Consider the following 21,074-nt stretch of genomic DNA (forward strand, 5'->3'; position numbering starts at 1 on the left):
TAGTTCTCGTGGGGAGGTTCCTAATGAACGTGATTACCCGCGCCCTGACCGGCGCAGCGACCCTGGCAATTGTCGGCGGCATGTCCGCCACGGCGTTCGCCCAGGAGGTCGATCAGGCCGACGACGCGATCGTCGTCACCGGCATTCGCGCCAGCCTCGAATCGGCGCAGGAGCGCAAGCGCACGGCCGACGCGATCGTCGATTCGATCGTCGCCGACGATATCGGCAAGCTGCCCGACAGCAATACCACCGAAGCGTTGCAGCGCATTTCCGGCATCCAGGTCGGCCGCGACCGCGGTGAAGGCGGGTCGGTGGCGATTCGTGGCCTCACCCAGGTCCTCACCACGATGAACGGTCGTGACATTTTCACGGCTGGCGGTGGTCGTGGTTTCAATCTCCAGGACTTCCCGTCCGAATTGCTCGGCGGCATCGATGTCTACAAGACGCCGACGGCCGATCTGATCGAGGGCGGCATCGGCGGCGTGATCGACCTGCGTACGCGCAAGCCGCTCGATTTTGACGGTTTCGCCCTCAGCGGCAGCGTTCGTGGCCGCTACGAGACGCTCGCGAAGAAGGTCGACCCGCTGGTTTCGGCGCTGATCAGCGATCGCTGGAATGTCGGCGGCGGCGAGATGGGTGTGCTGTTGAGCGGCTCGTTCCAGGAGCGTTCGTTCCGTTCGGACGTCATTTCGAACGGTGCGCCGTCGCTGCGCAGCGATGTCATCGCGGGGCAGAAGGTTTATACGCCCAATGGTGATTATGAGCCGCTCATCAACGGCAAGCGTCGCCGTATCGGTCTTCAGGGTGCGTTCCAGTGGAAGCCGAACCCCGATCTCGAGATTTTCGCCGAGGCGGGCTATCAGGAATTCCGCTCGCTCCAGCAGCAGCGCGGGCTGAATAATCCGACCAACGGCCGCGCCGTCGAGCCCGGCAGCGTGACCCTTTACGATGGGACGGATCACTTCAAGTCGGGGACGTTCCTCAACGTTCCGATCACCACCTATGGTGTCCAGCGCGATACCTATGACAAGAACCAGCAATATTCGATTGGTGCCAAGCAGCATTTTGGCGAATCGTCGATTTCGGCTGAGTTCACGTACCAGAAGTCGACCAATGAGCTCTATTATTCGGAGCTCGATCTCGCCACGGTGCTGCCGAAGTTGACGATCGACACGAGCGGCAAGGTGCCCTCGGCGCTGGTCAGCGGTATCGATCTGTCCGACATCAACAATTACACTGTCGGGCCGCTGACGCGCAGCGAGAACCACTATAAGGGCGATTCCTACGCCGGGCGTGTCGACGGCGATTTCAAGATCGACAGCGGTTTCCTGACGAATTTCAAGACGGGCGTTCGCTATCAGAAGCTCAGCACGTCGTTCGATCCGATCCGCTTCTATCAGGCGCCGGCCGCCGGGACCTCTGCTGCCCCGTTTGCCGACCTGTTCGAATCGATGCCGTTCAAAAACTATTTCGGCGGGACGTCGCGGCTTGAGCACGATTATCTGACGGCGATCACGTCCAATCTCGGCAACGCCGCAGATTGGGAAAAGGTACGGCAGGCGATCGGCCTGACCAACAAGCCGGCGGTCGATCCGAAGTCGGTTTACGATATGACTGAGGAAACCGTGGCTGGTTATGCTCAGCTGGTATTCGGAACCAGCGGCGCGTTGCCGATCGACGGCAACGTCGGTGTTCGCGTGGTCAAGACGCAGCTTGATATCAACGGCAACCAGAGCGTTGGCGGTGTGATTCAGCCTGCGATTTACAGCACCGATTATGTGAGCGTGCTGCCGAGCGCCAATATGCGCGTGCGGTTCACCGATCAGCTCCAGCTTCGCCTCGCGGCGTCGCAGTCGCTGACGCGGCCGAACTTCAGCCAGCTGTCGCCGGCGCTCACGCTGGTGCCGGCCCAGGGCCAGGGATCGGGCGGCAACCCGAATCTGAAGCCGCTGCGCGCCGACGCGCTCGATGCCTCGCTTGAATATTATTTCTCGGGCACGGGCTCGCTGTATCTCGCCGGCTTCTACCGCAAGGTGAAGGGCTTCGTGTTCACCAATGGTAACACGCAGACGATCGACGGTATCGAATACGTCATCACGCAGCCGACCAACGGCAAAAACGGGGAGATCAAGGGCCTCGAAGTCGGTGGTCAGACGTTCTTCGACTTCCTGCCGGGCCCGTTCAACGGTTTTGGTATCCAGGCGAACTACACCTATGTCGACAGCTCGACGCCAGCGATCATCGCAACGGAACTGACCCCGTTGCCCGGCCTTTCGAAGCACAGCTTCAACCTTGCCGGCTTGTACGAGAAGGGTGGTCTGTCGGCGCGTGTTGCCTACAATTATCGCTCGAAATATCTGGGCAGCATCTACGGTCTGAGCCTCGGGGCCGGCGTGGCTCCGGAACTCCTGCCGGTTTATACCAAGGGCTATGGCTGGCTTGATGCGTCGATCGGCTACGACATCACCAAGCAGATCACCGTGACGCTCGAGGGCAGCAATCTGCTGCAGCGGCGTGAGTTCACTTATTATGGCTCGCCGACCCGGCCGAATGGCCGCTCGATCGATGACCGGCAGATCATGGCCGGCATCCGCTTCAAGCTGTAATCAAACGGGGCGGGCAGCTTAACGATATGGCTGCCCGCCCATTTTGACAGCGACGATGAAGCTTCAACGATATCCAGGTGGTTAGTGTCCGTTTCACGCTTTAATTCCCTCCACACCTCCCCCGCGGCTTCGGTCGCGGGGGATTTTTTTATGTCTCGGCGAGGGCTCCTCGCGGGGGTGGGCGCGGGGGTTGGGTTGGCGGCCGTTCCGGCGCTGGCACGGCCCGCGGCGGTCGATATCGCGCCCTACCGGACGCCCTACAAATTGGGCCGGCTGGTGGTGAGCCGTTCCGATGATCCCACGGCATTCGATTCGAAATTCGTCGATGCGCCGCTGGTAATCCGCGGTCCCGACCGCTTCTACATGTATTTCTACGGCTTCGACGGCATCGGCTATCAAACCGGGCTGGCCGAATCCGATGATCTGATTACCTGGCGCAAGCGCGGCCTCGCGCTCGGGCGCGACCTGTCGTCGCCGATCACGCGCTACAATGTGGCGATGTCGTCGATCCTGCGCGAGCCCGATCTCCACGCCAAGGGCCGGCCGATCAAGGTCAACGGCCGCTATCTGGCGAGTTGGAATGCCTATCCGCAGCCCGGCATGGAAGAAGGCCCCGCCGTGATCGGTCTCGCCTGGAGCGACGACCTGATCAACTGGGAGCGCGACGATACGCCGATCCTGCGGCCCGAAGACGGTGCCGATTGGGAGCGCGCCGGGCTCTATCGCTCGTATCTGATCCGCGATCGCGGCACTTATTATCTGTTCTACAACGCCAAGAATCACGACACGCCCTGGCTCGAACAGATGGGGGTGGCGACCTCGCGCGATCTCAAGACGTGGACGCGCCATGCCGGCAACCCGATCCTCAAGGTCGGCGAGCCCGGATCGAACGATGCGCGGTTCGTCGCCAACCCAAGCGTGTTTCGACACAAGGGCAAGTGGATCATGTATTATTACGGTTATACCTCGCGGCGCGGCGCGCGCGATCTGCTCGCGATCGGGCGCACTCCGTTCGCGTTCGAGAAGGTCGCCGAGCCGATGATCGACCGTGGCGCCCCCGGCAGCATCGATGAAACCCACGCGCACAAACCGTCGGTGATCTATCACGACGGCGCGCTCTATCATTTCTACGCGGCGGTCGCGGGGCAATATCCCGACGAGGATCGCGGCGTAACGATCGCGCGGTCGAAACCATGGTAAGCCGGATGTTGCGCCGTCTCGCGCTGGCCGCCACGATCGCGGCGTTTCCGGCGGCGGCGATGGGGGCCCCCGCCGCGGCTGACCCCGCGCCGATGCCGTGGCTCAACGTCTCGGCCGAAGGGCGCTATCTCAGCGCCGACGGCAAGCCGTTCTTCTGGATGGGCGATACCGGCTGGCTGATGCTCTCGCGCCTCACGCGTGAGGAGACCGAGCAATATTATGCCAAGCGCGCGGCGCAGGGCTTCAACGTCATCCAGGTGATGGTGATCCACACCGCCGAGATGCGCAGCCGCTATGGCGCGGTCGCGCTCGAAGACGGCGATCCGGCGCGGCCGATCGTCACCCCGGGCAGCGATCCCGCACGGCCGGGCGAATATGATTATTGGGACCATCTCGACTGGGCGGTTGAGCGTGCGGCGGCGCATGGATTGTATCTGGCGCTGGTGCCCGTCTGGGGCTCGGTCACCGCGACCGGCAAGGTGACGCCGGCGAGCGCCGCCGTTTATGGTCGCTTTCTTGCCGAGCGCTACGGCAAGCATCCCAACATCATCTGGCTCAACGGCGGCGACACGCTTGCCGATGAACACACTGAGATGTGGCAGACGCTGGGCCGCACGATCAAGCTGATCGACCCGCGGCATCTGATGACCTTCCATCCGTTCGGCCGCACCGATTCGTCGTGGACCTTCCACCGCGAGGCGTGGCTCGATTTCAACATGTTCCAATCGGGCCACAAGAGCTACGATCAGGAAGAGCCTGGCGCACGCAGCGAAGATAACTGGCGCTTCGTCGCCGAGGATCTGGCGCTCGGGCCGGTCAAGCCGACGATCGACGGCGAGCCGTCGTACGAAAACATCCCTTATGGGCTGCACGACGTGACCGCGCCGCGCTGGGGCGCCGCCGATGCGCGCCGTTATGCGTGGTGGGGTGTGTTCGCCGGGGCGATGGGGCATACCTATGGCGAAAACAGCGTCATGCAGATGTTCGTGCCCGGCCGCGACAAGCCATCTTATGGGGCCGCGTTGCGTTGGGACGAGGCGCTCGACGCGCCCGGCGCCACGCAGATGCGGCATCTCAAGACGTTGATGCTGTCGCGCCCCTATTTCGAGCGCGTGCCCGATCAGTCGCTGATTCTGGATAATGGCGAGCGCTATGAGCGCGTGCTCGCGACGCGCGGGCGCGATTACATGATGGCGTACAGCTATACCGGTCGCTCGTTCCGGGTCCGGCTCGGCGCGATCGAGGGCCAGCAGCTCCGCGCGGCCTGGTATTCGCCGCAGACCGGCGCGACCCAGCCGATCGGCACCATCGCCAATCGTGGCGAGCGGCGCTTCGTGCCGCCCGGCACGCCCGCGCCCGGCAACGACTGGGTGCTGCTGCTCGACGATAGCAAGACCAAGAGGCTTCCATGATTTCACGCCGCACGATGTTGATGGGTGCCTCGGCGCTGGCGTCGACGCCCATTTACGCGGGCGTCGCGAATGCCGCCGCGGCAACGGCGACGCGCGATCCCTATCTGCAGCCCGGCGGCGTGCGTACGCTCGGTGAGTTCGATTACGATCAGGTGGATCTGCTCGAAGGCCCCGCGCTGACGCAGCGCGAGATGACGATGGCGGTCGTCCAGACCGTGCCCGAGGACAATCTGCTCAAGGTGTTCCGGCGCGAGGCGAAGCTGCCCGCGCCCGGCCTCGATATGGGCGGCTGGTACGATGGGCAGCACGGTGGCGGTGGCGGCGGCATTTTCGGTCAATGGGTGTCGGGGCTGTCGCGTTATGCCAAAACCACGGGATCGAAGGCCGCGCGTGACAAGGTCGGCCGGTTGCTCGATGGCTATGCGCTCACCGTCGCGGGCGACGGCGGGATGCTCGCCGGCCCGTGGGGCGAAGGCGCCTATTTCTACGACAAGATGGTGTGCGGCTGCGTCGATGCCGCCGAACATGCGGGCTATCGCCACGCCTGGCCGCTGCTCAACCGCGTCACCGATCTCGTCCATCCCCGCTTGCCCGAAAAGGCGCTCAACCGCGACGAGCAGATCGCGCGCAAGATGCGGCGGACCAACGACGAGAGCTACACGATCCCCGAGAACCAGTTCCTCGCCTGGCGGCGCAGCGGCGACGCGCGCTACAAGGCGATTGCCCAACAGTTCCTGATGGACGATAGCTTCTTCGATCCGCTCGCGGCCGACCAGAACGTGCTGCCGGGCCTGCACGCTTATAGCCACGTCAACGCGCTGTGTTCGGGGGTGCAGGCGTATCTGACGCTCGGCGACGAGAAATATCTGACCGCGGTCACCAATGCATTCCGAATGATCGAGGAGCAGAGCTGGGCGTCGGGCGGCTGGGGGCCGGGCGAATTCTTCATCAAGCCGGGCTCGGGCGAACTGGCCGAAACGCTGTTCCGCAATTTCAAGTCGAGCTTCGAGACGGTGTGCGGCGCCTATGCGCACTTCAAGCTGACCCGCTATCTGCTGCGGATTACCAAGGATCCGCATTATGGCGACAGCATGGAGCGCGTGTTCTACAACACCGTGCTCGGTGCGATGCCGCTCCTGGCTGACGGCAGCGCCTTTTATTATTCGGATTATAAGCTCCATACCGGCAAGAAGATCTATTACGGCGCCAAATGGCCGTGCTGCGCGGGCACGCTGCCGCAGGTCGTCAACGATTATGCGATCAGCGCCTATCTGCACGATACCGACGGCGTCTATGTGAACCTCTATCTGCCGTCGCGCGTGGCGTGGACGCAAGGCGGCGCCAAGGTCGCGCTCGAACAGCGCACCGATTATCCGGTCGGTTCGCAATCGACGCTGGCGCTGTCGGTCTCGCGCCCGACGCGGTTCGTGCTGCGCTTGCGCGTGCCGGGCTGGGCGACCGGCGGGGCGACGATCAGCATCAACGGCGAGCGTTTTGCAGGTGCCGCCGACGCGGGCAGCTTCGCCACGATCGACCGCGTGTGGCGCGAGGGCGATCGGGTGACGATCGACCTGCCGATGACGGTGCGGCTCCAGCCGATCGACGCCGAGCATCCCAATCTGTGCGCGTTGCTGCGCGGGCCACTGGTGCTCCACGGCATCGGCCCGCAAGGAGGCATTCCGCGCCGCGCGTTCGAGACGCTCAAGCAGGTATCGTCCGGCCCGCCGCAATGGACGCTGGAGGCCACCGCGGGCACGCTGCGGCTGCGGCCGTTCGCCTATCTGCATGACGAGGAATATGTGAGCTACTTCTCGGTCACCTGACCCGGACGGCTCCCAGGCGGAAACAAGAAACGGCGGCGCGATTATCTCGCGCCGCCGTTTCTTGTTTGTCGGCAGGTCGTGCTCGGGGCCGGCTGCCATCGCCGTGACGATGGCGGCCGGCCCCGGACGCTTACTTCCGCGGCTTGACCGTGACCTCGTCGGCGAACACGACCCGGACCGGCCCGAGCAGCCCCGAATCGACCAGCGCCTCGTCCTTGGAATAGAAATTCCAGGGCGCAAAGGCGACGCGGCCACCGGCGGGCTTGGCCTGACCCTTCTTGTACCAATCGGGCAGCTCGGTGATCTTGCGCGCCATGATCGGCGTCTTGGTCTTGCCGTCGGCCGAGAAGCGCTCACCCACCGGCCATTCGGCGTCGACGAAATTGCCTTCCTCGGGCAAGGCCGCATCGGCGATCAGCCGGTTGGTCCACAGATTGGCGACCTCGAGCGAGACGCTGTTGGCGCCGGCCCGCACGACGTCGGTGATGTCGACGCGATACGGTTCCTTCCAGGTGATCCCCAGCTTCTGGCCGTTGATCGTGACGTCCGAGATCACTTCGACGCGGCCGAGATCGAGATAGACCCGGCGTCCCTTGCGCAGCAGCGCGGCGGGCACGTCGATCGAGCGCGTATAGGTCGCGGTGCCGGCGAAGTGGCGAATGCCCGCGTCGGCGTTGCGGCTGAGGCTCTCGAGTTCGGGCAGCACGGTTTGCGCCGGTGCCCCCCGGCCGGGCTCGAAGGCCACCGTCCACGGGCCCTCGACGACGCGCGGCGCAGGCACCTTGGCTGTGAACCGCGCACCGGAGCTGGTCGTGTAACGACCCGATTCCCACACCAGCGCCTTGAGGCCGCCATCCTCGGTGCGGGTCAGATCCGCAGGCGACTGGGCGATCGCGGCTGCCGGCGGCCCGGCGGCGGCTTCGGCGGCGATCTCGGCCGCGCTCAGCACGCGCGCATCGGTGCGGAGCGGAGTGGCGTTGCCCTCGAAGAAATAGGTGACGCCATTGGGAGCAGCGGGATCGCCGCCGCCCGCGAACACCGGGCGGCCGCTCTTGAGCCCGGAGCGGACCAGCGTGCCGTTCAGGTACAGATGCGGCGTGCCGCCGTCATAGACCAGCGCGACGTGCGTCCAGCCCGACAGGGGCTGATGGCTGACCAAGACCGCGGGGACCTTATCCGCGGAGACGCGCTCGATCACGAACGCGCCGTTGCGCCCGATCGCGAGCCCGGCGATGGCGGTACCTTCGCCGTGGATGTCATGGCCCGACCGCGCCGACACGAGATAGTTCTTGCCGGTTTCGTTGATCCGCCCGTCGATCGATTCGTCGGGCATCAGCCGCAGGTCGATGTCCGGCTTGGCCCAGCCCGAGATCGTGAAGCTGTCGCGCGGCGCGGCCGCGGGCGTGGGGGCGGGCGCGGTCACGTCGGCGAAGCGCTTGCCGTCCTTGGCCGCCCACGCCATGCCGGCGGCCTTCGGCGCGCGATCGAGCATCACGAAGGTCGAACCCGCCGGCGCCAGATCGAACACGACCCGCGTCGTCGTCGCGTTGCTCTCGAACAGGGCAGGGTGGCTGATCGTCCCGGTTTCGGCATCCCATAGCGCCGGGGCGGCATCGCCGACCCGGAAGGTGCAGCTGATCGTCTCCGCGCGGCGCTCCCGGTTGGCGACGAAATACATATCGCTCGCATCGAGCGCGCGGTGCATCCACACTACCTGACCGCCGGGGTGCGCGGTCGTGCATTGTGCATCGGGCACGACGCCGATCTTGGCGAGGGCCTCGCCGACCGGGCCCGAGGCGAACACACGGCCCTTGCCGACGTGGCGATCGGGTTCGCCGTCGCCCCACACCGCCTGAACCGCGGCGTGGAACGCGGTGTCGCCATCGGTCTTGCCGGCCAGCGTCATCGGATGCGCCGGGCGCGATCCCATGATCGCCATGCCCTGATCGACGAATTCGCGCAGCTTGGCGGCGAGCGTCGGGGTCATGCCATCGATACCGTCGGGGATCACCAGCATCCGGTAGCTGGCGCCGTTGGCGAGCACGATCCGCCCGTCCTCGATCCGCGCGCGCGTGAGCAGCACCTCGGCGTTGACGAGATCGTATTGATAGCCCGCGGGTACCTTGGGATCGAAATGGACGCCGATCTTGGGGTTGGTATCGGGCCCCACGTCGGGGCGGACATATTCGGACTGGTTGGGGCTATCCTCGCCGACGAAATAGAGCAGATCGGCGACATAGGTGCCCTGGCGCAGCATATATTGCGCGCGGGTGAGGTAATCGATCCACGGCCGCCCCTGGCCGAACCAGGTGTTCGAGCGGTCGAGGTTGATGCCCCACGGCCCCATCACCATGCCCGGTGCCGCCTTGGGATTGGGCTGATGCGCCGCCCGGTGGAACAGGATCTGGTTGACCCCGAGCGCGAACATCTGATCGCCCAGCGTCTTCATCGAATAAGGAAAATCCTGCCAGCGGCTGGTTTCCGCCTCGCCGGTGAAGGCTTCGGCGGCGATCACGTTCTTGCCGTAGACGTGCGCGGCGGAGGCGACCATCTTGACGGTGCGGTTGTCGGTCCATGGCGTGCGCGACCAGAATTCGCTCGTCGGAATCTGCGCGCGGCCAGAGACCTGCAACGCGTCGAACGCGCCGGGGCCATAGCCTTCGACGAAGAAGCGCAGCCCGGCCTCGTTCGCCCGCTGCTGCATCCGGCCGTAATAATTGTCGACCATCATATCGGCCAGCGTGCGGCGGAAATCGAACAGGAAGCGATCCGATGTATCGCGATCGCCGACGATGCGGCCCGTCAGCGCCGGCAGATAGGGCCGGATGTCATAATCGTTGCGGGCCGCGAAATCATGCGGCAGCGTCGGCGTCCAGTTTTGCAGGCCAGCTTCGAAACTGTCGATCATGGCCATGTTGAACGACTTGCCGACGAGCGATCCCGCCGCTTTCGCCATCTTGCCGACGCTGTTGTCGAATTGATAATCGACCGCCGCCGCACTCAGCTTGTCGATCTCGAGCCCGCGCCCGGCATCGGATGCGGCGACGTTGATATGGCCGGTGCTGGTGTGGCCGAAGCGCATCACCGTCCAGCGCCCGGCCGGGGGCGTCCAGCGTAGCGTGCCGTCGGCCGCGAGCTTGTCGGTGATGTCGATCACCTTGTTGGGGTCGATCGCATCGCGCGTATCGCTGTCGGTGGCGTGCCGTGCGGGATCGGCGGCCATCTCGAACGCATGTTCGCCCTTCATGCCCCAATCGTCGATCCGGGGGCTGGCGTAGAACAGCGCCTCGGCGAGCATCGCCTTGGTCGTCGGCGTGATCCGGAAATGGCGGGCAGTGACCGCCGGGAAGTTGAGCGAGCCGGGCGATTCGATCCCGCGTTCGCGGCCGACCGATACCTTGCCCACCGGCCGCCACTGGACGCCATCGTCCGATGCCTCGATCGTCGCGGAAAAAACGGCGTCGTGTGCGCCGTAGAGCGTGACGGCGCGGGCGGTGAAGGGTGCTTTCATCGTGACGATCAGCGGCGTACCCGGCGCGATCTCGGTGACGGTATTGAGATTGCGGTCGGTCAGCGTGGCGGCCGAAACCCCGGCACCCACGCGCATCGAGGCGACTCGCTCACGGTAATAGCTTTCGTCGCCCTGCGATGCCGGGAAGGCGATCACGAACGCGTCGCGATAATAATCGCGCTTGGCATAGGGCCGGGCGAGCTTGACCGACAGCGGCTTGCCGCCGGCGACGGTGGTTTCGGTCCAGACGATCTGCTGCATCGACAGCGCGGGCGTGACCCACGGTCCGCCGCTCGACGACCAGCCCGGTGCGTTGTGCACCCCGACCTCAAGCCCGAGTTCGCCGGCCTTGGACGCCATGTGCGTCATCAAATCGAGCCAGTGCGGGCTCATATAATCGACCGGCCCCTTGGGCACGTCGCTGCTGCCGTCGAACATCATCGCGCCGCCGAGGCCGATGTCGCGCATCCCGGTAAGGTCGGAGTCGAGGCCCTCCTTGGTGACGTTGCCGTTCATCCAGTGATAGAAGGTGCCCGGCCGCGCGCTCATCGGCGGATTGCGGAAGGTTTCGGCGTCGGGTGCCGCCGACGGGGCGGGGGCGGGAGCAGCGGCGCGGTCCTGCGCGGTTGCCGCCGTCATCGCCAGCACCGCCAGCGCGCTACCCGTCGTCCATCGTCCGATCGCTCTCATTATCGACTCCTGCGTCTTTTAAAGGTTGAATTCGCGCCGGATCGCGGCGCCATGTTGATCGATCGCCGGTGCTCCGGCGGGATTGCTTGCGCGCGCGCCGTCGATGCGCAGCGGCGCGCGCGTGGTGGTGACCGGCCCTGCCTGCTGGAGCATCCCGAGCCGCGCGAACGCGTCGGAGGCGAGCAGGGCAGGCCAGTCGAGCACCGGCGCACACCAGATGTCGTGCGCGCGTAGCGCTTGCATCCATGCGTCGGTGGTCTGCTGGGCGATGCGCTCGGCGATGCGCGCCTTGATCGCGTCGCGATCGGCAAAGGGATCGCCGCCCAGATCGAGCGCGAGCAGCGGCGCGAGCCGATCGAGCGGCATCATCGCCAGGGCGAGCCAGCCATCCATGGTCCGATAGACGCCATAGGGCGCCCCCAGATAGGCATGGGCATTGTCCACCGCCGCGCGGCGCGGGAGCAGACCGCCATCGTTGAGATGCGTGGTCAGCACCTCGAACTGGTAATCGACCAGCGCCTCGATCAGGCTGGTTTCGACCAGCGCGCCCTGCCCGGTGATACCGCGCCGCACCAGCGCCGCGAGCACGCCTTCGACCAGCACATGGCCCGCGAGCATGTCGGCGATCGACAGCCCCACTGCCTTGGGCCCGTCATCGGCATCGCCGTTGAGCCACATCGCGCCCGACAGCGCCTGCGCCAGCAGATCCTGCCCCGGCAAGTCGACCCAGGGGCCGTCCTCGCCATAGCCGCTGATCGTGCCCACCACGAGCCGGGGATTGACCGCGCGCAACGCCGCAGCGCCGACGCCGAGCCGATCGGCAACGCCGGGACGAAAATTCTGGATCACCACGTCCGCGCGCGCCGCGAGGTGCAGCAATGCGGCGCGATCGGGGGCGTGCTTGTAATCGAGTGCGATGCTTTCCTTGCCGCGATTGATCGCGTGAAACAGCGTCGAGGCGCCGTCGACATCGGTATCGGAGAGATAGAGCGTGCGGCAGATATCGCCTGTCTCCGGCCGCTCGATCTTGATGACGCGCGCACCGAGATCGCCGAGCCTGAGCGCGGCCGACGGCCCCGACAGGAATTGCGCCATATCGATGACGAGGAGCCCGTCGAGCGGGCATGACGCCGTCATCGGCGGTTCCGGAACAGTTCGTTGAGCGCGGCCAGCGCCGAGGCGGCGCCTTCCTCCGCGCGCAGCGCAACATTGAGCCGTTCGGAAGCGGCGTGCTGGAACGCCATGTAACCGTCGTGGCGCGGACGCAGCCAGGCGCGATCGAGCGTCGCGCGCGTCTCCGCGTAAAAACCGATGACCTCGGCGTTCACCGCGGCGTCGCTCCACGCATCGGCGTGCGCAGGCTGGCCACCGGCGGCGGCATAGAGCCCGCGCTGGACCAGGCCGCTTGCCACCCATTGCGCGAAGCGTGCGGCCGCGGCGGGCGCCGCGCCCAACGCCGACACGGCGATCCCGGTGCCGCCGAGCGCCGAGCCCGTCGGATTGGCCGACGGCAGATCGGCGAACGCGATTCGGGTCGGGCGGAAATCGGCAAGCGCATAGCTCATATAGCCATAGATCAGCGGCGATACCGCGATTCGCGCGTCGGGAAGCGCCATCGCCTCGAGGATCGCGATCGGATCGTGTGCATAGGCATCGGGACCAACCAGCGCAGCGAGATCGGCGAGGCGCTCATAGGCGGCGCGCGCGGCATCGGGGAACAAGATATCGCCCTCGACCGGCAGCGTGACGCCCATCAAGCCGCTCAGCGTGAACAGCGACATCAGCGAATGCGGCGGGCGCAGCGCCAGCGCCAATCGCCCGTCGCGGGCAAGCGCGGTTACCGCATCCCAATCGGCGGGCGGGCTCGCGATCCGGCCCGGCACCCACGCCTGAACCTGTGCGGCCGCGTCGATCGGCAGCGCCCATTGATGCCCGGCCCAGGCATAGCTTTGGTACGATCCGCCGACCGACCCGGCGGCGATCTCGGCGAGTGCGTCGGCATCGCACAGCGTGTCGAGCGGGGCGAGGCAGCCGGCGTCGGCAACCTGCCCGACATGCGGATGATCGATCACGATCAGATCGTAACGACGCGCCAGTTCCTCGACCGGATAGCTTTCGAAATCCTGGAGCGAACGGCGGTCCCAGGTGATTGCTTCACCCCCTGCTTTCGCCCACGCTTCCGACGCGGCCGCCAGCGGATCGTAGCCGCGCGGATGGTCCCACGTCATTCCCCGCATCTGCTTTCTCCTGCTCCCGATACCGGTTGACTCGTCTCCTAACGCGCAGCATAGCTCTTGGGAAGAAATATCATATAAACATACTAATGAGGATCGACGCGCGCATGACCGTGGCCCCGCAGGACAGCCCGCCCGACAGCGGTTTCGTCATGCCGCTCTCCGGCGTGACGGTGCTCGACTTCAGCCAGTTTCTCGCCGGCCCTGCGTGTGCGCTGCGGCTTGGTGATCTCGGTGCGCGTGTGATCAAAGTCGAGCGCCCCGATGGCGGCGATGCCAGCCGCAACCTCTACCTCGCCGATCTCGCGTTCGACCGGGACAGCGCGCTGTTCCACGCGATCAATCGCGGCAAGCTGTCGGTCGCCGCCGATCTGAAGGATGCCGGCGATCTGGCCAGGGTGCGCGCGCTGATCGCTGGGGCTGACGTGCTGATCCACAATTTCCGGCCCGGTATCATGGAGCGGCTGGGGCTCGGCTGGGACGCGCTGTCGGCGCTCAATCCGCGGCTGATCTATGCCGGCGTCAGCGGTTATGGCCCGGTCGGCCCGTGGCGCGATCGGCCGGGGCAGGATCTGCTGGTCCAGTCGCTGTCGGGGATCGCCTGGCTGTCGGGCGATGCCGATGGGCCGCCGGTGCCCGCGGGGCTGTCGATCACCGATATGATGGCGGGCGCGCAGCTCGCGCAGGGGATTCTCGCGCTGCTGGTGCGGCGCGGGGTGACCGGGCAGGGTGGGCGCGTCGATGTCAGCCTGATCGAGACCGCGATCGACCTGCAATTCGAGCATTTGGCGGTCTATCTCAATCGCGACGATGCAATGCCCGCGCGCAGCGCGGTCGCCAATGCCAATCTCTATCTCGCCGCGCCTTATGGCATTTACGGCACCGCCGACGGTCATCTCGCGATCGCGATGTGCCCGGTCGATCGGCTTGCCGAGGTGGTGGATTGCCCTGCGCTTGCGGGCTTCCCATCCGATCGCTGGTTCGCCGATCGTGACGCGATCAAGGCGTTGCTGCGCGATCATCTCGCGACGCAGGCGACCCGTTATTGGCTCGATCGGCTCGAGCCTGCGGGGATCTGGGCGGCGCCGGTCAACGATTGGCCCGCCTTTACCGCCGATCCGGCGTTTGCCGCGCTCGAGGCCACGCAGCAGGTCCGTTCGCCGGACGGTGAAGCGCTGACGTTGACGCGCTGCCCGATCCGCGTCGATGGCCGTATTCTTACCAACGAGCGCGCCGCCCCACGGCTCGGCGCCGACACCGCCCTGATGGAGGCCAGCGATGATCGTTGAACAATATTTCGAGGAATATGAGATCGGTGCGTCGCGCACCAGTTTCGGGCGCACGATCACCGAAACCGATTTCGTCGTCCATGCCGGCCACACCGGCGATTTCTTCCCGCACCATATGGATGCCGTCTGGTGTGCGACGCAGGATATCGGCCAGCGCATCGCGCATGGTACGATGATCTTTTCGATCGGCATCGGCCTCACCGCGACCACGATCAATCCGCACGCCATGTCGTACGGTTATGATCGGATGCGTTTCATCCGCCCGGTGCATATCGGCGACACGATCACGACGATCACGACGATCGCCGACAAGCGCGATCATCCCAAGCGCGCGGGCCACGGCGTCGTCACCGAGAAGGTCGATATCCGCAACCAGAACGGCGATACCGTGCTGGCGTGCGAGCATCTCTATCTCGTCACGCGGCGGCAGCCGCTCGCCTGATCATGCGCTGGCGCCCGCTTCCCCTGCTTCTCTGGGCGATCGTCGTTGCGGCGGCGATCACTGCGTTGGTGTCGCTGCGCCATGCCGCGCGCGCCGACGCCCCGACGGCGGCCGCGGTTGCCGGTGGGCCGCGGTACGGGCTGTCGACGGTGGGGCTGAGCTATCCCTTCGCCGCCGCGATCGCCAAGGGATTCAGCGATGCCGCGGTGCGTACCGGGGCGACGCCGGTGGTGCTCGACGCCAAGGGCAGCGTGCAGAAGCAGGCCAATGACATCGACGATCTGGTTGCGCAGGGCGTGAAGGGCATCGCGATCATGCCGCTCGATTCGGTGGTCGCGCAAGGCTGGGTCGATCGCATCGGCCGCGCGGGCGTGCCGGTGGCGGCGGTGGCCGCGCTGGTCGGCGATCCGCGCACGCGGGCGATCGACGATGTCTATCCCGGTCTGGTCGCGCTTGCCTCGCAGGATGAAGTGGCGGCGGGCGAAGCGGCGGGTACGCTCGCGGCCCGGTTGCTACCGCGCGACCGCCCGGCGCGGATCGCGGTGATCGAGGGCGCGGCCGGCTTCCCCGAGGTCGAGCAGCGCGCGCGCGGTTTCCGGCAGGGCCTGGAAAAGGCGGGCGTCCGCTACACGATCGTCGCGTCACAGCCCGGCAATTGGACGGCGCAGGGTGGCGAGGCGGCGTGCCAGAACATCCTTGCCGCGCAGCCCGACATCGATCTGCTGTTCAACGAGGCCGACGACATGGTGATTGGTTGTGCCCGCGCGGTGCGCGCCGCAGGGTCGCACGCGCGGCTGATCGGCGTCGGCGGCTCGAAGCTCGCGGTCGCCTCGATCAAGGCGGGCGCGGTGGACGGCACCGTTTGTTTCAAGCCCGAGGCGCTGGGTGCGCTCGCGTTCGAGGCGCTGCACGCGCCGCAAGCGGGCCCGCGCTTCCGTACCTATCCGATCCCGGCGGTCACCCGCGCCAATGTCGATGCGTGTGTCGGCCAATGGTGACGCTCAGCCTCGAAGGAATCGCCAAGACCTTCCCCAACGGCACCGTTGCGCTGCGCGGGGTCGATCTGGTGCTGGCGCCGGGCCGTGTCCACGGTCTGCTCGGTGCGAACGGTGCGGGCAAATCGACGCTGATCAAGATTCTGGCGGGCGCGCTCGCGCCGACCGCCGGGACGATTCGGCGCGACGATCAGGTCGTGCGCTGGTCGACCCCGCGCGGTGCCAAGGCGGCGGGAGTCGCGACGATTTACCAGCACATCCCGCTGGTGCCGACGCTGAGCGCGCTCGAGAATATCCTGCTCGACGATGGCGGCTGGCGGCGCCGGCGCGCCGATGCGCGCGCGCGGATTGCGTCGCTGGTCGCGTCGCTGGGCACGCCGTTCCCGCTCGATACGCCCGTCGGCGAGCTGCCGATCGGCGCGCGGCAGATGGTGGCGATCACGCAGGCGCTGGCCTCTGGCGCCGAGGTCGTGGTGATGGACGAGCCCACCGCGTCGCTCGCCGGGCACGAGCGCGAGCGCGTCTATGCGACGATCCGTCGCCTCGCCGCCGAGGGCAAAGCGGTATTGTTCGTCTCGCATTTCATCGACGAGATCATGGCGCTGACCGACGAAGTGACGGTGCTGCGCGATGGCCGCACCGTGCTTCATGCCGAGACCGCCGGGCTTGAGCCGCAGGCGATTGCCGCCGCGATCGCGGGCCGATCGGTGACCGCGCTCGAACGCCCCGCGGTCGCGCGGACGCCGGGGGCGCCGGTGCTCGAGCTGCGCGATGTCGCCTCGCCGGGCAAGCTCGCGCCGACCAGTCTGACGCTGCGCGCGGGCGAAATCCTCGGGCTCGCGGGAACGCTGGGTTCGGGGCGAAGCGAATTGCTGCACGCGATCTTCGGTGCCGATCCGGCGGCGACGGGCGCGGTGCTGCTCGATGGCGCGCCGGTGGGGCGCTGGCCCGACGAGGCGGTCGCCGCCGGGATCGCGCTGGTGCCCGAGGATCGCGCGAGCCAGGGCTATGTGCCCTTGCTGACGCTCGCCGAAAACATCGCCCTCCCGCACGCCACCGGGCTGTTGTTCGATGTCGAGGCCGATCGTGTTGCCGCCGAGGCCGCGATCGAACGGCTGGCGATCAAGACGCCGGGCGCCGATGCACTGCCGGGCGAGCTTTCGGGCGGCAACGCGCAAAAGGTGGTGATCGCCAAATGGCTGGCACCGACCACGCGCGTGCTGCTGCTCGATGAGCCCACCGCCGGGATCGACATCGGCGCGCGTACCGACATCCTCCGTCTCGTGCGCACCCTTGCCGATGACGGCCTGCCCGTGATCCTCGTCTCGTCCGAGTTCGAGGAACTGCTCGCGATCTGCGATCGGTTGCTGGTGCTGCGCGATGGCGCGGTGATCGGCGAGGCCGATCCGGCGACGAGCACCGAATCCGATCTTATCCTCATGACCGGGGGCGGCGCCCCTCTGGGAGCCGCTGCATGACCGACTGGCGACGTATCTTCAGCCTGCGTGAGGCGGGCGTCTATTATGCCTTGCTGCTGTTGCTCGGCGTGCTTGCCGCGCTTGCGGCGGCGCGCGGGCTGCCGCCCTATCTGTCGGGGCAGAACCTCGGCAACATCGCTTATCAGGCGTCGCTGGTCGGGATCATGGGCGTCGCGATGACGGTGATGCTTATTACCGGCGCGTTCGATCTGTCGGTGGCGTCGGTGGCCGCGCTGGCGGCGGCGGTGCTGGTCGGGCTGGCGGGGCAGATCGGGTTCGTGCCCGCCGCTTTTGCGGCTTTGGCGGTCGCCGCGACGATCGGCCTCATCAACGGCGCGATCGTCCAGTTCGTCGGGATCAATGCGTTCATCGTCACGCTGGGCACGCTGACCGCGGTACGCGGGCTGGTGCTGATTCTCACCGACGGCCGCTCGCTGATGGTCGAGCAGCCCGAGGTGCTGGCGCAGATGCTCGCGTTTGAGAGCACGCGCGTGCCGCTGTTCTGGCCGTTGTTGGCGCTGGGGGCGGCGTTGGTCGTGCTCGGGCTGGTCAAGCGGCGGCCGTTCGTGGCGGTGGGCGGCGCGGTGCTCGGCGCGCTCGCGCTGGTGGCGGGCGCCGGTTTCAATGTGGCGGCACCGGTGGTCTATCTCGCCGGGTTCACCGCGTTGCTCTGGTTCGTGCTCGGCTTCACCGTGATCGGCCGCCGCCTCTATGCGGTGGGCGGCAATCCCGAGGCCGCGCGGCTGTCGGGGATCAACGTCCATGCCTATCGGCTCGGCGCGTTCGTGCTGTCGAGCGTTGCGGCCGGTTTCGCGGGCGTGCTGTTCGGCTGCCGGCTCGGCGCGATCAACCCGACCGCGCTTCAGGGCACCGAACTGACCGTGATCGCCGCGGCGATCCTCGGCGGCACCTCGCTGTTCGGCGGCGCGGGCAGCGTGGTCAAGACGGTGGTCGGCGCCTTGCTGCTGTTCACGCTGACCAACGGCTTCAACATCCTCAATCTCGGCGCCAATTATCAGGGGCTGATCGAGGGCGTGGTCGTCGTCGCGGCCGCCGCGATCTACACGCTCGGCGCGGAACGTCGCCGCGCCCGCCCGACCACGCCCGAGGTGACGCCCGCTGAGGTGGCGGCATGACCGAGACGCTGCGCATCGCCGTCCGCAAGTTCGATCCGTTCGAAAGCGCCATCCAGAAGCAGTTCGCCGATTTCGTCGCGACGACCGGCGCCGACGCGCGGTTGGAAGCGGTGGCGATGGATCTGAACCCATTGCACGAAGCGGCGATCGGCACGCGCGGCCTCGCGACCGGCGCCTGGGACATCGCGTTCATGGCGACCGATTGGCTCGCCGAGGCGCAGGCCGATGGCTTGCTGGAGGATTTGACGCCGCACATGGCCCGCGCGCCCGTCGCCGATTTTCCCGAGGCGTGGAGCCCGTCGCTCACGACGATGCAGCGCTTTGGTGGTGGCTTCTGGGGGATGCCCTATCACGACGGCCCCGAATGCCTGATCTATCGCAAGGATCTGCTCGACGCCGCCGGCATCGCGGTGCCCGCGACATGGGATGAGTTCCACGCTGCGGCGCGCGCGCTGCACGCGCCCGATCGCGACCAATATGGCACCGTGCTCGCGCTGTTCCCCGATGGGCACAACAGCTTCTACGATTTCTGCATCCACATCTGGTCGCGCGGCGGCGAGCCGTTCACCGCCGATGGCCGCCCCGCGTTCACCTCGCCCCAGGCGCATCAGGCGCTCGATTTCCTGCGGATGCTCGCGGCGGATAGCAGTGCGATGGCGCCGGGCGCACGCGACCTCGACAGCGTCAAATCGGGGCTGCTGTTCGCCGAGGGCAAGGTCGCGTTGATGGCGAACTGGTTCGGCTTCGCCGCTTATGCCGATACGTCGCCCGACAGTCGCGTGAAGGGGCTGGTCGATGTTGCGCCCTTGCCTGCCGGGCCGGGCGGGCGCAGCGTCTCGCTCAACGTGTTCTGGGTGCTGACGATCGGCAGCGGTTCGCCGCGCAAGCAACTGGCGTGGGATTTCCTGCGCCACTGCGCGACCGCGCCGATGGACAAGCTCACCACCACCGAAGGCGCGATCGGGGTGCGCAAATCGACCTGGGCCGATCCCGAGGTCAATGGCGACGTGCCTTATTATCACCGGCTCGACTGGCTGCACGAACATGCCCGCGAAATGCCGCTGACGCCGAAGCTCGCCGAGATGTCGCACATCGTCGACGACATGCTGACCGCCGCGGTGACGGGCGATGCGCCCACCGCCAATCTGCTCGCGCAGGCACAGGCGCGCGCCGAGGCGCTGGCATGAGCACGCCGGGCCAGTCCTTGCGCCAACATTGGCCGATGCCGTCGCAGCCCCGGCCGATCGTGGTCATCGGCACCGGCGGGATCGTCAAGGACGCGCATCTGCCCGCCTATCGCAAGGCGGGCTTTGCCGTTGCCGGGTTGTACGATCAGGATCGTGCGCGTGCCGAAGCGCTGGCGGGCGAATGGGGCATCGAGACGGTGTTCGACACGCTCGAACAGGCGGCTGCCGCCGACGCGGTGTTCGATGTCGCCGCGCCGCCGGTCGCGCATGTCGCTATCCTTTCGGCGCTGCCCGAAGGGGCGGCGGTGCTGCTGCAAAAGCCGATGGGGCTCGATCTCGCCGACGCCAGCGCGATCCGCGACGTGTGCCGCGCACGGCGGCTGACCGCCTCGGTCAATTTCCAGCTGCGCTATTCGGCGATGATGCTCGCGGTGGCCGATGCGATCGCGCGCGGGCAGCTTGGCGAGCTGGTCGAGATCGAGGTCCATCTCAACCTCGTCACGCCGTGGCATCTGTTCCCGCATCTGATTCCCAATCCGCGTGTCGAGATCGTGTCGCACTCGATCCATTATCTCGACACTATCCGCGCGCTGGCGGGCGACCCCAAGGGCGTGTTCGCGCGCAGCTATGCACACCCGTCGAGCCAGTTGTCGGATACGCGCACCACGGCGATCCTCGATTATGACGCGCCGCTGCGCGCGACGCTGTCGATCAACCATCACCACGATTTCGGTCGCCGCTTTCAGGACGCGTCGTTCCGCATCGAGGGCAGCGAGGGCGCGATGATGGTCAAGCTCGGGCTGCTGCTCGATTACCCGACCGGCGAACCCGACGAACTGTGGTTCGCGCGCCGTGGTGGCCCCTGGGAACAGGTTCCGCTCGACGGGGCGTGGTTCCCCGACGCCTTTATCGGCCCGATGGCCAATCTCCAGCGCTTCGCCGCGGGCGAGGACGATCGCCTTGCGACCGCAGTCGAGGATGGCTGGAAGACGATGGCGCTGGTCGAAGCCTGTTACCGCGCGGCTGCCCAGCCCGCTTTCCCGATTCCCACCGAATGAACGAAGGACTCCA

14 protein-coding genes are annotated in these 21,074 nt (G+C 66.7%); 11 read left to right on the plus strand and 3 right to left on the minus strand.

Going from position 1 to position 21,074, the window contains the following annotated elements:
• Positions 1-23 precede the first annotated feature (23 nt).
• The 4 genes from NFE57_RS06030 to NFE57_RS06045 all read left to right on the plus strand — a co-directional run bounded on the left by NFE57_RS06030 (position 24) and on the right by NFE57_RS06045 (position 7,041).
• The gene (locus tag NFE57_RS06030; protein WP_252134672.1) at positions 24-2,606 is read left to right on the plus strand and encodes a TonB-dependent receptor; all 2,583 of its coding nucleotides are present in this window, start codon (positions 24-26) and stop codon (positions 2,604-2,606) included.
• A 150-nt stretch (positions 2,607-2,756) separates the two neighbouring features.
• Positions 2,757-3,806: a glycoside hydrolase family protein gene (locus tag NFE57_RS06035; protein ID WP_252134673.1), complete on the plus strand. Its 1,050-nt coding sequence runs from the start codon at positions 2,757-2,759 to the stop codon at positions 3,804-3,806.
• 5 nt (positions 3,807-3,811) lie between these two features.
• Positions 3,812-5,218: a glycoside hydrolase family 140 protein gene (locus tag NFE57_RS06040; protein ID WP_252134674.1), complete on the plus strand. Its 1,407-nt coding sequence runs from the start codon at positions 3,812-3,814 to the stop codon at positions 5,216-5,218.
• Positions 5,215-7,041 carry a beta-L-arabinofuranosidase domain-containing protein gene (locus NFE57_RS06045; protein WP_252134675.1) on the plus strand — a complete coding sequence of 609 codons (1,827 nt, stop codon included), beginning with the start codon at positions 5,215-5,217 and terminating at the stop codon, positions 7,039-7,041. The genes NFE57_RS06040 and NFE57_RS06045 overlap by 4 nt, the downstream gene beginning before the upstream one ends.
• Before the next feature lie 130 nt (positions 7,042-7,171).
• On the opposite strand, the gene NFE57_RS06050 is transcribed toward NFE57_RS06045, so the two are convergent.
• From NFE57_RS06050 to NFE57_RS06060, 3 genes are read right to left on the minus strand one after another with little or no spacing between them, the layout of a single operon-like run.
• Entirely contained in the window at positions 7,172-11,242 is a 4,071-nt protein-coding gene (locus tag NFE57_RS06050; RefSeq protein WP_252134676.1) for a glycosyl hydrolase, read from the minus strand.
• An 18-nt stretch (positions 11,243-11,260) separates the two neighbouring features.
• A complete protein-coding gene (locus NFE57_RS06055; protein WP_252134677.1) occupies positions 11,261-12,379 on the minus strand; it encodes a CaiB/BaiF CoA transferase family protein in 1,119 nt (372 codons plus the stop codon).
• A complete protein-coding gene (locus tag NFE57_RS06060; protein WP_252134678.1) occupies positions 12,376-13,479 on the minus strand; it encodes an extracellular solute-binding protein in 1,104 nt (367 codons plus the stop codon). Before NFE57_RS06060 ends, NFE57_RS06055 begins: the two co-directional genes overlap by 4 nt.
• Before the next feature lie 104 nt (positions 13,480-13,583).
• On the opposite strand from NFE57_RS06060, the gene NFE57_RS06065 reads away from it, so the two are divergent.
• Genes NFE57_RS06065 through NFE57_RS06095 form a run of 7 tightly spaced genes read left to right on the plus strand, consistent with a single transcriptional unit; the run spans position 13,584 to position 21,061 of the window.
• On the plus strand, positions 13,584-14,765 hold the full coding sequence (locus tag NFE57_RS06065) for a CaiB/BaiF CoA transferase family protein (RefSeq protein WP_252134679.1): 1,182 nt from the start codon (positions 13,584-13,586) through the stop codon (positions 14,763-14,765).
• Entirely contained in the window at positions 14,755-15,207 is a 453-nt protein-coding gene (locus NFE57_RS06070) for a MaoC/PaaZ C-terminal domain-containing protein (RefSeq protein WP_252134680.1), read from the plus strand. The genes NFE57_RS06065 and NFE57_RS06070 overlap by 11 nt, the downstream gene beginning before the upstream one ends.
• A 2-nt stretch (positions 15,208-15,209) precedes the next feature.
• Positions 15,210-16,205 carry a sugar ABC transporter substrate-binding protein gene (locus NFE57_RS06075; RefSeq protein ID WP_252134681.1) on the plus strand — a complete coding sequence of 332 codons (996 nt, stop codon included), beginning with the start codon at positions 15,210-15,212 and terminating at the stop codon, positions 16,203-16,205.
• Positions 16,199-17,680, plus strand: coding sequence for a sugar ABC transporter ATP-binding protein (locus tag NFE57_RS06080; RefSeq protein WP_252134682.1), 1,482 nt, complete (start codon positions 16,199-16,201; stop codon positions 17,678-17,680). The genes NFE57_RS06075 and NFE57_RS06080 overlap by 7 nt, the downstream gene beginning before the upstream one ends.
• Positions 17,677-18,816 (plus strand): ABC transporter permease, encoded by a 1,140-nt coding sequence (locus NFE57_RS06085; protein WP_252134683.1) that lies wholly within the window; start codon positions 17,677-17,679, stop codon positions 18,814-18,816. The genes NFE57_RS06080 and NFE57_RS06085 overlap by 4 nt, the downstream gene beginning before the upstream one ends.
• Positions 18,813-20,003, plus strand: a complete 1,191-nt coding sequence (locus NFE57_RS06090; protein ID WP_252134684.1) for an extracellular solute-binding protein — start codon at positions 18,813-18,815, stop codon at positions 20,001-20,003. Before NFE57_RS06085 ends, NFE57_RS06090 begins: the two co-directional genes overlap by 4 nt.
• Complete coding sequence (locus NFE57_RS06095) at positions 20,000-21,061, plus strand: Gfo/Idh/MocA family protein (RefSeq protein WP_252134685.1); 1,062 nt, start codon at positions 20,000-20,002, stop codon at positions 21,059-21,061. Before NFE57_RS06090 ends, NFE57_RS06095 begins: the two co-directional genes overlap by 4 nt.
• Positions 21,062-21,074: the final 13 nt, after the last annotated feature.

Source organism: Hephaestia sp. MAHUQ-44 (assembly GCF_023806085.1).
Classification (GTDB): domain Bacteria; phylum Pseudomonadota; class Alphaproteobacteria; order Sphingomonadales; family Sphingomonadaceae; genus Sphingomonas.

What these genes read in the sequence shown, in the direction of transcription:
- NFE57_RS06050 (WP_252134676.1), bottom strand. Translation starts at nt 11,242, where the DNA reads ATGAGAGCGATCGGACGATGGACGACGGGTAGCGCGCTGGCGGTGCTG.
- NFE57_RS06065 (WP_252134679.1), top strand. Translation starts at nt 13,584, where the DNA reads ATGACCGTGGCCCCGCAGGACAGCCCGCCCGACAGCGGTTTCGTCATG.
- NFE57_RS06095 (WP_252134685.1), top strand. Translation starts at nt 20,000, where the DNA reads ATGAGCACGCCGGGCCAGTCCTTGCGCCAACATTGGCCGATGCCGTCG.
- NFE57_RS06045 (WP_252134675.1), top strand. Translation starts at nt 5,215, where the DNA reads ATGATTTCACGCCGCACGATGTTGATGGGTGCCTCGGCGCTGGCGTCG.
- NFE57_RS06030 (WP_252134672.1), top strand. Translation starts at nt 24, where the DNA reads ATGAACGTGATTACCCGCGCCCTGACCGGCGCAGCGACCCTGGCAATT.
- NFE57_RS06040 (WP_252134674.1), top strand. Translation starts at nt 3,812, where the DNA reads ATGTTGCGCCGTCTCGCGCTGGCCGCCACGATCGCGGCGTTTCCGGCG.
- NFE57_RS06075 (WP_252134681.1), top strand. Translation starts at nt 15,210, where the DNA reads ATGCGCTGGCGCCCGCTTCCCCTGCTTCTCTGGGCGATCGTCGTTGCG.
- NFE57_RS06060 (WP_252134678.1), bottom strand. Translation starts at nt 13,479, where the DNA reads ATGCGGGGAATGACGTGGGACCATCCGCGCGGCTACGATCCGCTGGCG.
- NFE57_RS06085 (WP_252134683.1), top strand. Translation starts at nt 17,677, where the DNA reads ATGACCGACTGGCGACGTATCTTCAGCCTGCGTGAGGCGGGCGTCTAT.
- NFE57_RS06090 (WP_252134684.1), top strand. Translation starts at nt 18,813, where the DNA reads ATGACCGAGACGCTGCGCATCGCCGTCCGCAAGTTCGATCCGTTCGAA.
- NFE57_RS06055 (WP_252134677.1), bottom strand. Translation starts at nt 12,379, where the DNA reads ATGACGGCGTCATGCCCGCTCGACGGGCTCCTCGTCATCGATATGGCG.
- NFE57_RS06035 (WP_252134673.1), top strand. Translation starts at nt 2,757, where the DNA reads ATGTCTCGGCGAGGGCTCCTCGCGGGGGTGGGCGCGGGGGTTGGGTTG.
- NFE57_RS06070 (WP_252134680.1), top strand. Translation starts at nt 14,755, where the DNA reads ATGATCGTTGAACAATATTTCGAGGAATATGAGATCGGTGCGTCGCGC.
- NFE57_RS06080 (WP_252134682.1), top strand. Translation starts at nt 16,199, where the DNA reads ATGGTGACGCTCAGCCTCGAAGGAATCGCCAAGACCTTCCCCAACGGC.